The sequence below is a fragment of the Fusibacter paucivorans genome (genome assembly GCF_018390735.1).
Classification (GTDB): domain Bacteria; phylum Bacillota; class Clostridia; order Peptostreptococcales; family Acidaminobacteraceae; genus Fusibacter; species Fusibacter paucivorans.
Genome location: NZ_JAHBCL010000008.1, coordinates 82,507 through 96,911 on the forward strand (window position 1 = coordinate 82,507; position 14,405 = coordinate 96,911).

Here is a 14,405-nt window from a genome sequence, read left to right on the forward strand (position 1 = left end):
GAACTTGATGAAGCAGAAAAACAACATTGTAAAAAAACTGACTCGGCGCACGCTGGTGGCTAACCGCCCACGAAATAGAACGATCATAGCGGCCATTGTACTGACAACCCTGTTGCTTTCCTCCGTGTTCAGTGTCGGCATGAGTTATCTAGAATCTGTTCAGGCGCAGCAGGTGCGCTTAATGGGCACGACGGCACAGGTCGCGGTAACCCATGCCACGACGGAACAGGTGGAAAAGTTGCAAAATCTGTCTTATGTTCAATCCGTCGGTCTTCAGCACAATGTCGGTGCGTTGAAAATAACATCCGACATGAAAGATATGACAATCTCTCTGCACTGGTACGATCAGACGGAGTGGGAAACGTTTCGTAAGCCAGCTTATGCTAACGTCATGGGAAACTATCCGGAGCAGGAAAATGAAATCATGGTTCCGCTGTGGATTCTTCAGAACATGGGAATTGACAATCCGCAGATCGGCATGGAAATGCCACTGGCGTTTTACCTTGGCGATGAAAGAGGCGTTTCTCAAACAAAGACCTTTGTGCTGTCCGGATATTGCACGGATTATTCCCATATTCGCACAGGGAACATTGGTTCCATTTTGGTTTCAGAAACATTCGCAGAGCAAAGCGGAAATACTGTCGAAAAGGACGGAGCCGCTTCTGTTACTTATAACGACAGTAAAAATATTGATCGATACAACGAGCGGTTAAAGCAGGATTTGGTCATTACAGAAGATCAGCAGGTGAGGACTGTTCCGATGTATGACGCCTCCGGCAAGAGTGGCTTCATAACAGCACTTGCCTTTACGGCTGTGATTTTATTCCTGATGCTGACCGGCTATCTGCTGATCTATAATGTTTTTTATATTTCCGTATCAAAGGACATCCGTTTCTATGGCCTTCTAAAAATAGTTGGTACAGCTCCGCGGCAGCTGCGAAAAATGGTCATTGGGCAGGCACTTTTACTGGCAGCGATCGGAATCCCTGCTGGACTTGCTGTGGGGGCAGCCATGTCTTTTGCCGCTGTCCCCATGGCGCTCAACATGGCCAATCTCGAAACGGGCGTTATTGTTTCCTTTCATCCTGCTATTTTTATAGGCGCCGCCCTTTTTGCACTGATCACGACGGTGTTGGGAGCGGCCAAGTCCGCTCGGACTGCTGCAAAAATCTCTCCTGTGGAGGCTCTGCGCTACACGGGCGCACATAGCCGCAGGATACGGCAACACGGGACGAGCGGCGGAAGTCCTTTATGGATGGCATGGCGTAATATTTTTCGGGATCGCAAGCGCACGGCAATCGTTCTCCTGTCCCTCTTCTTGGGGATTACGACGTTTATGGTGGTGACCACTCTGGTTTCTAGCATGAACACGGATCATTATATTGCATCTTATGTTCAAAACGACTTTATTCTGAAGAACAATACGCTGGAATCCATCGCAACGGCTTACGGAAAAGCTGAAAAGCAAAAATTTGATGCGCCACTTCTTGCTAAGCTGAAGAATATAAGCGGGATCACCAACTTTCATACCACCAGTATAGAAAAGATGTGTATGACCTATGACTCTGCGAAATTATCCAAGCATATAAACTGGTTCTGTAAAAAATTCAATGTTGAGGAAGAACTAACGGATCAGCAAATTCAGGATAATTTCTGGGGCTATCTCATTGGGCTGGATAGCTCCTATATAGAAGCATTTAACCAGACCAGCGACATGACGATTGATGTCGATGCCTTCGAGGATGGCGATATCGCCCTGATCGGAACGAATGATCCGGAGCTTTATACAGATGTGACGGAAATGGATATTTTTATTTCTTCCGCAGGGACCAGCAAGCAATTTGCGCTTGGCGGCTTTGCACCGTTTGGATTTCAATATGCCGGAGGCGGCATGGCGCCGAACATTTACGTATCCGAAGCCGCGCTCCAGGCGCTTGTGTCCGTTCCAAAGATCTACAAAGTCAATATTGACGTGGAGGACGGACAGGAAGAACAGGCGCTCGAAGAAATTAAAACGCTTATGGATGGCGACAATGAGATTTCAAGAACGTCTAAGCTGGAACAGCAGGAAGCGATGATGGACGTCAAGCTGATGTTGTACATTCTGGGTGGTGGGATTGCACTGGTTCTTGCTTTCATAGGCGTTCTGAATTTTACCAACGTTATGGTGACGGGTGTCATGGCCCGTAAGCGGGAGCTTGCCATGCTGGAGAGCGTTGGTATGACGAAGCGGCAGATACGACAAATGCTGATCGCAGAGGGAGTGGGATACGGCGTTATTTCGATGCTGTCGATTGGAACGCTGGGAAGCGCTTTGACCTACGGGATTTTTACACTGTTTCGACAGCAGGCGGATTACGCCGTTTTCACCTTTCCGATTATACAGATGCTTGTTGCAGTTACGGTAGTACTGATCATGTGCATTGTCACACCTTGGCTAGCTTATCTTTTTCTTCATCACGATAGCCTTGTTGAAAGACTCCACAAAGCTGAGTGAATAAATTTTTTATGGAAGTATTCCGCACATTAGGTAAAAGGCAATATTCACATTCCTCCAGACTTGCGGGTTTGGAGGGATTTTCTATGCACATTCAAAATGCTAGGAGTCTCAGGCGACCGCGTACCGGATGGGCTAAAATATGCGGCGGTTAGAAAGCGCGGCAAACACTCCCCGTTTCGCAGTTATCGGAGGTACGAAAGTTGCGGTTGTTAAATAGAGTCTCTGATCACAGATGCTGCGGCATTGATTATAGATAAAACTTGTCAATAATGTAGACAATAATAGAATTGATTGCTATAATCAATTGACAATGATTATCATTCGTGATAATATTTTTGTGTAATTATTATCAATTAGTGCATAATACGGCATGTTCAATATCGAATGGGAGGCGACAATGGTAGGATTGTTTGCAAATGCATTTGGACTTAAAACGAGGTCAGAAAGACCGACATCATTGGAGAGCGCAGCTATTGGCGAAACCTATACAATCAATTCAATTGAGACGACAGATAGCGAAATGAAGCATTTTTTGTTCACACTTGGCTGTTTTGAAGGCGAGCGTGTAACGCTGGTATCTGTTTTATCTGATTTATATGTGATTTCAGTGAAAGATGCACGCTACAGCATCGATCGAGAACTGGCAAGTGCAATCGGTATTGATTAAGTCGGCAGGATTATTTTTTTAAATTATTAATGAGAATGATTATCGAAATCATCAAATCGCTTATTTTTTAAATCATTCTATGAGAACACTTGAAATGGAACTAGGAGGAAATTATGAAAATTGCATTGGCGGGAAATCCGAACAGTGGGAAAACGACGCTTTTCAATGCGTTGACTGGGAGCCAAGAGAAAGTAGGCAACTGGGCGGGGGTGACCATTGAGAAGAAATTTGGCACACTAAAATCGAAGTACAATCCGACGAAAGAAGCGATTGAAATTGTCGATTTGCCGGGTGCGTATTCAATGTCGCCTTTTACATCAGAAGAAAGTATTACACGTGCTTTTGTCGTGGATGAACATCCTGATGTCATTATCAATATTGTCGATGCAACCAATCTGAGCCGATCGCTCTTTTTTACAACGCAGTTATTGGACTTGGGCATTCCCGTTGTCGTCGCATTAAATAAAACGGATTTGCTGACGCGTGATCAGACGGTATTGGATATCAAAGGATTGACTAATCGCATGAAGTGTACATTTGTCAAGACGATTGCAACCAAGACACAGGAAAATGGGCTGGACGCGCTTATTAAAGAAGCAATGGCCAAAGGCGGCCAAAAGCAAGCAACGCCTTTTCAAGTGCCGGATGAAGCACTGAAAGCAGCTCAATATGATGCGAAGATTGCAGAAACGCAGGATCGCGCGCGTTATGATTTTGTTAAAGAAGTTGTTAGGAGTGTTGAAAAGAGACAGGTCGAAAACAGACGTGAAACAATGCAGGACAAAGTGGATCGAATCGTTGCGCATCGGTGGCTGGGCATTCCGATATTTGGCGCAGTCATGTGGCTGGTCTTTTCAGTTTCTCAAACCCATTTAGGACCATTCCTAGCAGATACATTTGTTGGTTGGATAGATGCTTTTTACGGTGTTGTTGAAGGCGCGATGGGAGACAGTGTTTCACCACTCTTATCATCGCTGCTGCTCGATGGCGTCATCGGTGGTGTTGGCGCAGTCGTCGGTTTCTTGCCGCTGATTATGGTGCTGTTCTTTATGCTGGCATTGCTTGAAGACTGTGGCTATATGGCACGTGTTGCCGTGGTCATGGATCGCTTTTTAAAACGCGTTGGCCTATCAGGTAAATCGATCATCCCAATGGTGATTGGAACAGGATGTGCGATTCCCGGTATTATGGCGACGCGTACCATTAAAAATGAAAGACAGCGTCGAACGACGGCGATGCTCACGCCATTTATGCCATGCGGCGCAAAACTGCCGGTAATCGCATTGTTCTCAGGTGCTTTTTTCAGTGATGCGGCATGGGTGGGGACAACCATGTACTTTATGGGTATTGCACTTATTATTTTCGGTGCAATGATCGTCGTGAGAATTACAGGTGAGAAGAACAAACGGACTTATTTTATCATGGAATTACCGGAATATCGTTTTCCGAGTATAAAACGTGCAACACTGTCAATGCTGGATCGCGGAAAAGCGTTTATTATTAAAGCAGGAACGATTATTTTACTCTGTAACGCGCTTGTGCAGGTTATGCAGACGTTCAACTGGCAATTCCAAGTTGTTGAAGAAGGCATGGAAAGCACCAGTATTTTAGCATCAATTGCTTCACCGTTTGCGGTACTTTTGATTCCGCTTGGATTTGGTGCATGGCAGCTTGCAGCAGCTGCTATAACCGGCTTTATTGCAAAAGAGAATGTCGTTGGAACACTTGCAGTCGTCTACGGGATTACAAACTTTATTGATACCGATGCACTGGAACTCGTCAGCGGCAGCAGCAGTGTTGCTGAAATCATGGGATTGACATCGGCAGCTGCATTAGCGTATCTTGTCTTTAATCTGTTTACACCGCCTTGTTTTGCAGCAATTGGTGCAATGAATGCCGAAATGGAAAATAAAAAGTGGCTCTTTGGCGGCATTGCCTTTCAATTAGGAACGGGTTATGTGACTGCATTTATTGTTTATCAAGTAGGAACCTTGTTGACAACAGGTTCTGTTGGAACCGGTTTTATACCTGGCATCATTGTTGTCGGTGTCATGATCGTGGCTGTCATTGCAATGATGCGCCGCGGTGATCGCATGGCGGTGCCAAAACCGGAGGCTCATTTGGCCTAGGAGATAAAATGGCAAATATAATTGTCTTTGGTATTCTGGTTTTATTGTTTGGTTCGGCAATTGTCTATATTGTCAAAGCTAAGCGAAGCGGTGTAAAATGCATTGGCTGTCCGCACAGCGGCAAAAGCCAGTGCAGCTGTGACGACCAGGTTGTCAATTTTAAACTTTAAGGGTGTCCTGGCGAACCTCAATGTATTGGACACACATTGTATACAAAAATGTGTATGCAAAAATGTAAAAGGCCGTATGCAACGAAGAAATCGTTAGCATACGGCCTTCTTAATGCTTTAATATGAATGTCGTTATCAATATTATGTTTAATCATAAATCGCACACTGCGGACAATACCACCGTTCGACCATTTCCGTTTCAGCGCCTTCGATTTCCGTATGGTTTGTTGGATCTTCTCCTGGACAAGGTGCATCCGGAAATTCTGCTGTATTGACACAGTAATTGATCGGAACGACTCTGGTTATCATGGCTTCGCCGCATTCTGGACATTTGTGAGTTGACATGTCAAAGTCTCCTTTCTTTTATCGTTTTAAGGAATAACATTTAAATGATCGACTTGTATACAAGTAGAAAAACAAGTATATGCAAAATTTAAATGAAAAACGTTATCATTTACTTGGATATCTGATGACTATATACCCCTTTTCATGTATAGCAAACAGACATGTGTCAGAATGTTCATTGCATCTCAAAAGCGCTTACAGTAAAATGAGAGAAGGTAAGTCTACGAAAGGATATATGGAAATGATGAATGATATTGTATTGATTTCTCCGTTTGACGGGTTAAATGCAATGGCGAAAAAGTTAATCGAAACTGTACCCTATCAAGACGTTGAAGTCGTTGGCGGCGATTTGATGCAAGGTGTTCACGAGGCGCGAAAAGCTGTGTCACGAGGCGCGGAAGTGATTATTTCAAGGGGTGGCACATACTCAAAAATTCTTGAAATTGTGAATATTCCCGTTGTCGAAATAAAACTTACGGCTTTTGATGTATTTAACAGCTTTAAAGAAATAAGACATATTTCAGCCCCTATAGCCATCGTCGGTTATGAAAATGTCATTCAGGGATATGATATTATTGAAGACTTACTGACGGTGCAAAATATTGTTAAGCTAACCCTTGATGACACCGAATCGGTTGATTCGCAGATTAAAAAGCTAATGGCGCAAGGGATTGAAGTCTTTGTTGGTGATACAATTGTCAATTCGGTTGCTAAGAAGTATGGCTGTAAAAGCTATATGATCGAATCGGGCGAAACGGCTATTGCCAATGCCATTGACGAAGCGATACGCATTTTAAATGCTATAAAATCCGATCGAGAGCGCATGAAGCGCTATATGGCTGTTATTGATAATACCAGTATTGTAATAAACCTCACAAGTGAAATAACCGCGGCCCACTCCCTAAGGCTGCGGTTGTTTCTTTTTTGTCAGTGTATTTATTTCGCTTCTTGAGGCGCACGACGGTAATGCGTCAATTGTTCAAAGGCATAGGCGATAGCGATGAGTTCAGCTTCATCATAAGGCCTGCCTAAAAATTCAACGCCGATTGGAACGCCAATTGGTGCTTCTAAAGAAGGTGAAGAAAAACCTGCGGGGACAGTGACGGCAGGAAATCCGGAAATAGCACTCAAAACACCATTGCGATCCAGTTGACGTTCACCGACTTTACAGACGAGCCTTTGCTGATGGGGATAGACGAGTGCATCCAGTTTTAGCCGATCAAAAAGAGCCGTGAGCGATAAACGCAGCGCCTCTGATGTTGCTTTTCGTCGTGCAAAAGCTGCGGAATGCTGGTCGTAGCGAAGCGCTTCTTTAAGATGTGACTCTATATTGGGATGATATAGTTTCTTCTCAATAATTTCCGATAAGCTTTGAACGGTAGTGGCATCGCAATGTGCCTTTAAAAATGAATTGAGATCATCTTTGAATGCATAGAGATGAAGACTTACATTTTCAACAAGCCAATGAGCGTCAAACGGCATGGTGATTTCATTGTTCGTCGAAAGCTCATTTGAATGCACATCAACGGTTGATGCTGCCGACAATGAAGTGACGTCAATGCAAGTAACGCCGTTTATTTTTAGTAGTTCTAAGACAGATGCCATTTGAGCGTTGACGGCATCATGAATGGGTGCAGTCCCCCAAAAAGGTGTTAGAATGCCTATGCGTTTCCCGCTGAGACTAGCATGATGGATGGCGTTTTGGTAGACGGAAACACGCGACTGCATTCCACGAAAATCATCGGCGTTTCCGGCGATAATTGCCAATGTAACGGCGGCATCTGTGACTGTCCTGCAAATGGGACCGGCTGTATCCTGACAGCGTGCATAAGGAACAATACCTGCGTCATTGATAAGGCCGTGCGTTGGTCGAATGCCTACCAGCGCATTTGCGGAGGCGGGAGATCGGACAGAATTTACAGTATCCGTGCCAATGCCTAAGACGGCAAAATTAGAGGCAATCGCGGCGCCTGTTCCACCAGATGAACCGCCCGGTGTTCGGGAAAAGTCATAGGGATTATATGTTTGGCCTTTGATTGAACTGATGGTTTCACCCCATATTGCGAATTCGTGAAGATTGGTCTTGCCGAGTATAATGGCACCGGCACGCCGCAGTGCACGAATCAGTGGCGCATCTTCAGCAGGACGATAATTCTGAAGTGCGATAGAGCCGGCAGTTGTTGGCATACCGGCGGTTTCAATATTATCCTTAACGAGGACGGGAATGCCCATTAAAGGCGCTGTGATACCATTTTGACGTATTTTGGCATCACAGGCATCTGCTTCGGCAAGCGCCTGAGGGTTGATGGTGATGATGCTGTTAATAATGGCGTCATATTTGTCAATGCGATTAAGATACCACTGGATCAATGTACGGCAAGTGCAGAGACCGTCTTGGTAAGCGTTATGTATACGATCAATGGTTGCTTCTTCAAAAGAATGCATTGATTACCTCCTTTCATATTTTTATCTTATAGGATCAATACCGACAATGCAATGACTGTCTTTTCAAGGGCCAACATGGTATAATGACAAAAATGACCACGCTTTGAATAATATGCGAACACAGCTATAATCATACTGGATGAGGACATTGAGCTTCGATGAGGCATACCAATGTATCTCAGATGATGCGTGATGTGGATGAAATAATCATGAAAGCGAGGCACGCGTATGATGTACAGTGTGCGGCCACTGATAGAAAAGTATATCAATATTGAACCGGAAGCATACCTCGATATCGTTATTGAGCATTCTTATGATGGCATTTTTATTACCGATGGTGATGCCAATACGTTGACGATCAACGAAGCTTATGAGCGTATCACTGGTCTTTCCAGAAGTGAGATGCTAAATAGGAATATGCGCGATCTCGTTGCAGAAGGGTATATTTCTGAATCGGGGTCACTCAAAGCTATTGAAGCAAAACAAACCATATCGCTGAGCCAAACTTTTCGTACTGGCAAGAAGGCGCTGATTACCAGTAAGCCCGTTATGAATGAAACGGGTGATGTTATCGTCGTCATAACAAATGTCAGGGATATTACCGAATTGACAGAGGTCAAAGATCGCCTAGAAATGCAGGAACGATTGGCAGAAAAGTATTTGGCAGAAGCTGATGCACTTAAAAAGCAGCTGCTGGATACCTCTGATCTGATCGTCGAAGACAAAAAGATGATTGATGTGCTCTATACGGCGCAAAAAGTGGCCATGACGGATTTTACGGTGATGATTACCGGCGAAAGCGGTGTTGGCAAGGAAGTGTTGGCAAAGTTTCTGCATAACAACAGCCATCGAAGTGACGGTAATTTTATTAAAGTCAATTGTGGCGCCATTCCAGAAAACCTCATTGAATCAGAACTCTTCGGCTATGAAGGCGGCGCTTTTACAGGTGCCAGCACTGGCGGCAAACCAGGTCTTTTTGAAATTGCACACGGCGGGACGATTTTTTTGGATGAAATTGGCGAACTGCCTTATAATATGCAGGTTAAACTGCTAAGAGTGCTCCAAGAAGGCGAATTCACGAGAGTCGGCGGTGTTCTCCCTAAAAAGACGGATATACGCGTTGTGGCTGCAACGCATCGCAATCTTGAACAAATGGTGCAGTCGCATGTATTTCGAGAGGATTTGTATTATCGCCTCAATGTTATTCCGATTCTCGTACCGCCGCTTAGGGAACGACCAGAGGATATTCTGGCGCTGATCCGCTATTTTCTTGAAGCGATCAATACGAAGTATCACTGGCAGAAACGGTTTGGACGTGATGCATTGGATGCGATGCATGACTATTACTGGCCGGGGAATATTAGAGAATTAAAGAATGTCGTGGAACGCGTCGTTGCCATGAGTCGGGATGATGTGATTGCCTGTGATGATTTGCCCAATAAAATTGTCACGGCTAATCGCGAAAATGTCATGCGTTATTTAACCGATATCGTACCATTGGAAGAAGCCGTCATCGGCGTTGAAGAAGCATTGCTGTCGAAGGCGTTTGAAAAGTACGGCAATGTGAGAGGTGCTGCAAAAGCGCTGGGGATTGATGCGTCAACATTTGTTCGCAAACGTCAGCGCATTCAAAAATATCGGGCGACATCCGAAGGGGAGAAGGCCAGTCGTTAAGATGACTAACAAACGCTTGGTGCAATAATGCACCGATGTTTCGTGTTTGCAACAATACTTGAGTTGACTTGTTTTAAAGGAAAAAGTTCATATGGATAAATTGAAAATCAAATTTTGTTGCATAAGTGCAATCGAATTTGATTTTTTATATTTTTGAAGAAACGCTTAAAAGGAACTTATTTGAAGGGCTAATAGTGTTTGATAGTTTTGGCACGTGAATTGCATTAAAATTAAGCAGACAGAAGAAAGATTCAAATGTTTTCAGGATAAGTATAAGGAGGCCGTTATGGCAATTAAAACAAAGGAAGATTACATTGAAAGCTTAAGAAAGCTCAACACGAAGGTTTATATGTTTGGCGAGCTGGTTGAGAATCCAGTTGACCATCCGATTATCAGACCGTCGATCAACTCGGTGGCTATGACTTATGAGCTGGCAAATAACCCGGAATACGAGGATTTAATGACCGTAACGTCGCACTTGACGGGTGAAAAAATCAATCGTTTTTGCCATATTCACCAGAGTACCGAAGACCTTGTTAAAAAAGTGAAGATGCAGCGCCTCTTAGGACAGAAGACCGGTGCTTGTTTTCAAAGATGTGTTGGCATGGATGCGTTTAATGCCATCTACAGTACAACTTTTGAAGTCGATGAAAAATATGGTACAAAGTATCATGAACAGTTTAAAGCCTATATGAAAATGGTACAGGAGAACGATTGGACGGTTGATGGTGCGATGACAGATCCTAAAGGTGATCGGAGTTTATCGCCGAGCAAACAGGAAGATCCCGATTTGTTTATGCATGTTGTGGAGAGACGTCCTGATGGGATCGTCGTACGCGGTGCAAAAGCACATCAGACTGGATGCATCAACTCGCATGAGCATTTGATTATGCCGACGATTGCCATGGGGCCGGAAGACAAAGACTATGCGATTTCTTTTGCCGTTCCGACTGATACGGAAGGCGTTTTCATGATTTACGGCAGACAGTCATGCGATACGCGAAAACTCGAAGAAAATGCTTCACTGGATCTCGGGAACAGTGAGTTTGGGGGTCAGGAAGCACTCGTGGTATTCAACGATGTATTTGTACCAAATGATCGTATATTCTTAAATGGTGAGACCGATTTTGCTGGAATGCTGGTTGAAAGGTTTGCCGGTTATCACAGACAGAGTTACGGCGGCTGCAAGGTCGGGGTGGGCGATGTGCTCATTGGCGCGGCAGCTGTTGCGGCAGAATTTAATGGCGTACCAAAAGCTTCACATATTAAAGATAAACTTATTGAAATGATCCATCTAAATGAAACCCTTTACTGCAGCGGCATTGCCTGTTCATCAGAGGGGTATCCAACGGCATCGGGGAATTACCAGATTGACTTGCTGCTGGCAAATGTCTGTAAACAGAATGTTACGCGTTTTCCATATGAGATTACACGCCTTGCGGAAGATATTGCCGGGGGGCTTATGGTGACCATGCCATCTGAAAAAGATTTCAATGCGCCGGAGATCGGAGACATCTGTAAAAAATACTTTAAAGGCGTTGCCAGTGTTCCGACGATGGACCGTATGAAAATACTGAGACTGGTTGAAAATTTAACACTTGGTACAGCAGCGGTGGGATATCGTACAGAATCGCTCCACGGTGCGGGATCACCTCAAGCACAGCGTGTGATGATTTGGCGACAAGGCAATATCGAGCATAAAAAAGCATTGGCTAAAAAAATTGCGAAAGTTGAATCGTAAACGACAATATTTTCACTTGTAAAACTATGTTTTACAATGATTTTACAAAAGGTTGCAGCGCCGTGCGATGTGCTAAAATTGACATAAGTATACAAATCATGGTATAATGTCCCATACAATTAAATGTTGAAGTAAGGAATATGAGTAGTTTTGTCGTCGAGCAGGGATATGTTCTCGTGAATAGATCAATGTGAGGCGACATTGAGCGTCAAGTGCCTTTAACCACACAACAGGTGTATTATTGACGAAAGTATGACTGAAAAAACAAGGTTTTAGAACTGGGGTCTGCACAGGCTCAAATGGGAATGTGCTATACTATCATATGGTGGTATAATGTGAGTCATTTACGGCGAAGCTTAGACACTCTAACTCTATTGAAAAATAGGGTTGGGGTGTCTTTTTATTTAAATTAAAGACTTGAATGTCAAGTGCCTTTACGGATGGTCCAACCGTGAAAATATGAATGAGAAAATCTTATTAAAAATTGACCTCAGTGTACGGTATATCTTAAAACGAAAAAAACGCTAAGCTGACTGTGATTCACGTCGAATGGGCGACGCGAATCTTTTTGCATGTCAAGAATTGTTATTTGTCCCCATATAAAAAATACAGTAAAAAATAATAGAAAATAAAGGAGGTATTTATGGCGAAAGTCACAGTAAAGTCGCTTTATAAAATTTATGGACCAAGACCTCAAAAGGCACTTCCGCTCGTAAAACAGGGTATATCAAAAGATGAACTTCTGAAAAAGACGGGAAATGGTATTGGCATAAACGACGCTAGTTTTGATGTACAAGAAGGTGAGATCTTTGTCGTCATGGGATTATCAGGCAGTGGTAAATCGACGCTGATCAGGTGTCTTAATCGATTAATCGAACCGACTGCCGGTGAAATTCACATTGATGGTCAAAATATTGTTGGATGTTCCGACGATGTTTTGCTGCAAGTCAGACGCAAGAAAGTGGCAATGGTGTTTCAGCATTTTGCGCTCTTTCCACATCGAACAGTAGCAGAGAATGTCGCTTATGGACTTGAAGTTCAAAAAGTGCCGCCAGAAGAAAGAATTAAAAAAGCATATGAGGCACTTGAAATGGTGGGACTGAGCGGCTACGAAGAATCTTTTCCAAGTGAACTCAGCGGCGGTATGCAACAGCGTGTAGGTCTTGCAAGAGCTTTGGCGACAGAAGCGGATATCTTATTGATGGATGAAGCATTTAGTGCGTTGGACCCGCTTATCCGGACAGAAATGCAGGATGAACTCATTGCACTTCAAGAACGAATGAAAAAGACAATCATTTTTATTACCCATGATTTAGATGAGGCGCTTAAAATCGGTGATCGCATTGCAATTATGAAAGAAGGCGTCGTCGTCCAAATCGGAACGCCGGAAGAAATTCTAGATCATCCAGCAGATGATTATGTTCGAGCATTTATCAAAGATGTCAATCGTGCAAAAGTGCTGACTGCCTCTGCCGTCATGAAAAAACCCGATGGTGTCGTTACGCTCAAAGACGGTATTCGCGTCGCCATGCGGAAAATGGAAGAAGTGGGGATATCCAGTATCTTTGTCGTTGACAAGGCCCGAATTTTGCAGGGGATTGTTACCATTGATGATGCTATTGATGCACTGAAGCGCGGCGAGACATCATTGCAGGCTATTATAAATAATGATATTGAAACCACAGATGGCGATACGCCGCTGCTTGATCTCATGCCGATAGCGATCAAAACGAAATACCCGATTGCAGTCATTAACGATTCGAATAAACTCTTGGGCATTATTGTCAGGGTATCAGTACTCGCTGGTATTTTAGGAGAGGAGGCTGAAAGTAATGATTAGACTGCCATTAGGTGAATATTTTGAAGCATTTATTGATTTGTTAAAAGATAATTTTGATCCATTCTTTAAGGGCATGAAAAAAGGTGTGCTCTCAATTATTGATCACATTGAGGATTTCTTGCATTTTATACCGTGGTGGCTGTTGATTATTCTGGTAGCTATATTGGCATGGCGATTATCAGGTAAGAAACTAGGCATTCTGTCTGCAATTGGACTTTACATTATCTACTCGATCGATCTCTGGTCTGAAATGATTGATACGCTGTCACTGGTGTTTAGTGCGACGTTTTTGGCGCTGGTCATCGGCATCCCACTTGGTATTTGGATGGCGAAAAAGGATATGGTCGAGCGCATTGTTAAGCCAATCCTCGATTTCATGCAGACGATGCCTGCGTTTGTCTATTTGATTCCCTCCGTTATATTCTTTGGACTCGGGAAGATGCCAGGCGCTATTGCGACGATTATTTTTGCAATGCCGCCGGTGGTGCGCTTGACCAATTTAGGAATCCGCCAAGTACCGGAAGATGTTGTGGAAGCGGCAACCTCGTTTGGTTCCACTTCAGGTCAGATGCTTTTAAAAGTACAGATACCACTAGCGATGCCGACGATACTTGCTGGTGTCAATCAAACCATAATGCTCTCACTTTCAATGGTCGTTATATCGGCTATGATTGGTGCCAGAGGGCTTGGTGAAGTCGTCTTAAGCGGTGTCACGCAAATGCAGATCGGCGATGGTTTTGAAGGCGGGATTGCCGTTGTTATACTCGCCATCGTACTTGACCGTATTACACAAGCTGTTGGAACGCGAACGAACGCTAAAAAAACGTCATAAGAAAGTGCTGGAACATGTAAAGTGTACTGCAAAGCCAGTTGACATGAGCGTTCAGCAACAAG

Annotated in this window: 11 protein-coding genes; 9 read left to right on the forward strand and 2 right to left on the reverse strand. The window is 43.9% G+C overall.

Going from position 1 to position 14,405, the window contains the following annotated elements:
• The first annotated feature begins 7 nt into the window (after window positions 1-7).
• From KHM83_RS05980 to KHM83_RS05995, 4 genes are all read left to right on the forward strand, one after another.
• A complete protein-coding gene (locus KHM83_RS05980; RefSeq protein WP_213236001.1) occupies window positions 8-2,497 on the forward strand; it encodes an ABC transporter permease in 2,490 nt (829 codons plus the stop codon).
• A 400-nt stretch (window positions 2,498-2,897) separates the two neighbouring features.
• Window positions 2,898-3,167, forward strand: coding sequence for a FeoA family protein (locus tag KHM83_RS05985; RefSeq protein WP_213236002.1), 270 nt, complete (start codon window positions 2,898-2,900; stop codon window positions 3,165-3,167).
• Window positions 3,168-3,280: 113 nt separating this feature from the next.
• Complete coding sequence (gene feoB / locus KHM83_RS05990; RefSeq protein WP_213236003.1) at window positions 3,281-5,296, forward strand: ferrous iron transport protein B; 2,016 nt, start codon at window positions 3,281-3,283, stop codon at window positions 5,294-5,296.
• Window positions 5,297-5,304: 8 nt separating this feature from the next.
• Complete coding sequence (locus tag KHM83_RS05995) at window positions 5,305-5,466, forward strand: FeoB-associated Cys-rich membrane protein (RefSeq protein ID WP_213236004.1); 162 nt, start codon at window positions 5,305-5,307, stop codon at window positions 5,464-5,466.
• A 147-nt stretch (window positions 5,467-5,613) separates the two neighbouring features.
• Here the strand turns inward: KHM83_RS05995 and KHM83_RS06000 are convergent, their stop codons facing one another.
• Complete coding sequence (locus KHM83_RS06000; protein WP_213236005.1) at window positions 5,614-5,811, reverse strand: hypothetical protein; 198 nt, start codon at window positions 5,809-5,811, stop codon at window positions 5,614-5,616.
• Window positions 5,812-6,052: 241 nt separating this feature from the next.
• Here KHM83_RS06000 and KHM83_RS06005 point away from each other — a divergent pair, with 241 nt between their 5' ends.
• Window positions 6,053-6,763, forward strand: a complete 711-nt coding sequence (locus KHM83_RS06005; RefSeq protein ID WP_213236006.1) for a PrpR N-terminal domain-containing protein — start codon at window positions 6,053-6,055, stop codon at window positions 6,761-6,763.
• Here KHM83_RS06005 and KHM83_RS06010 read toward each other — a convergent pair.
• On the reverse strand, window positions 6,748-8,256 hold the full coding sequence (locus tag KHM83_RS06010; protein ID WP_213236007.1) for an amidase: 1,509 nt from the start codon (window positions 8,254-8,256) through the stop codon (window positions 6,748-6,750). The two genes, KHM83_RS06005 and KHM83_RS06010, sit on opposite strands and share 16 nt — an antisense overlap.
• 228 nt (window positions 8,257-8,484) lie before the next feature.
• On the opposite strand from KHM83_RS06010, the gene KHM83_RS06015 reads away from it, so the two are divergent.
• The 4 genes from KHM83_RS06015 to KHM83_RS06030 all read left to right on the forward strand — a co-directional run bounded on the left by KHM83_RS06015 (window position 8,485) and on the right by KHM83_RS06030 (window position 14,343).
• On the forward strand, window positions 8,485-9,930 hold the full coding sequence (locus KHM83_RS06015; RefSeq protein ID WP_246542888.1) for a sigma-54 interaction domain-containing protein: 1,446 nt from the start codon (window positions 8,485-8,487) through the stop codon (window positions 9,928-9,930).
• Between the two features lie 286 nt (window positions 9,931-10,216).
• Window positions 10,217-11,671: a 4-hydroxyphenylacetate 3-hydroxylase family protein gene (locus KHM83_RS06020; protein ID WP_213236008.1), complete on the forward strand. Its 1,455-nt coding sequence runs from the start codon at window positions 10,217-10,219 to the stop codon at window positions 11,669-11,671.
• A 643-nt stretch (window positions 11,672-12,314) separates the two neighbouring features.
• On the forward strand, window positions 12,315-13,511 hold the full coding sequence (locus tag KHM83_RS06025; protein ID WP_213236009.1) for a quaternary amine ABC transporter ATP-binding protein: 1,197 nt from the start codon (window positions 12,315-12,317) through the stop codon (window positions 13,509-13,511).
• A complete protein-coding gene (locus tag KHM83_RS06030) occupies window positions 13,504-14,343 on the forward strand; it encodes an ABC transporter permease (protein ID WP_281415027.1) in 840 nt (279 codons plus the stop codon). Before KHM83_RS06025 ends, KHM83_RS06030 begins: the two co-directional genes overlap by 8 nt.
• Window positions 14,344-14,405 lie beyond the last annotated feature (62 nt).

Coding starts and splice junctions, on each gene's coding strand:
- KHM83_RS05980 (WP_213236001.1), top strand. CDS start 8: ATGAAGCAGAAAAACAACATTGTAAAAAAACTGACTCGGCGCACGCTG.
- KHM83_RS06025 (WP_213236009.1), top strand. CDS start 12,315: ATGGCGAAAGTCACAGTAAAGTCGCTTTATAAAATTTATGGACCAAGA.
- KHM83_RS06020 (WP_213236008.1), top strand. CDS start 10,217: ATGGCAATTAAAACAAAGGAAGATTACATTGAAAGCTTAAGAAAGCTC.
- KHM83_RS06005 (WP_213236006.1), top strand. CDS start 6,053: ATGATGAATGATATTGTATTGATTTCTCCGTTTGACGGGTTAAATGCA.
- feoB (WP_213236003.1), top strand. CDS start 3,281: ATGAAAATTGCATTGGCGGGAAATCCGAACAGTGGGAAAACGACGCTT.
- KHM83_RS06015 (WP_246542888.1), top strand. CDS start 8,485: ATGATGTACAGTGTGCGGCCACTGATAGAAAAGTATATCAATATTGAA.
- KHM83_RS06010 (WP_213236007.1), bottom strand. CDS start 8,256: ATGCATTCTTTTGAAGAAGCAACCATTGATCGTATACATAACGCTTAC.
- KHM83_RS05985 (WP_213236002.1), top strand. CDS start 2,898: ATGGTAGGATTGTTTGCAAATGCATTTGGACTTAAAACGAGGTCAGAA.
- KHM83_RS06000 (WP_213236005.1), bottom strand. CDS start 5,811: ATGTCAACTCACAAATGTCCAGAATGCGGCGAAGCCATGATAACCAGA.
- KHM83_RS06030 (WP_281415027.1), top strand. CDS start 13,504: ATGATTAGACTGCCATTAGGTGAATATTTTGAAGCATTTATTGATTTG.
- KHM83_RS05995 (WP_213236004.1), top strand. CDS start 5,305: ATGGCAAATATAATTGTCTTTGGTATTCTGGTTTTATTGTTTGGTTCG.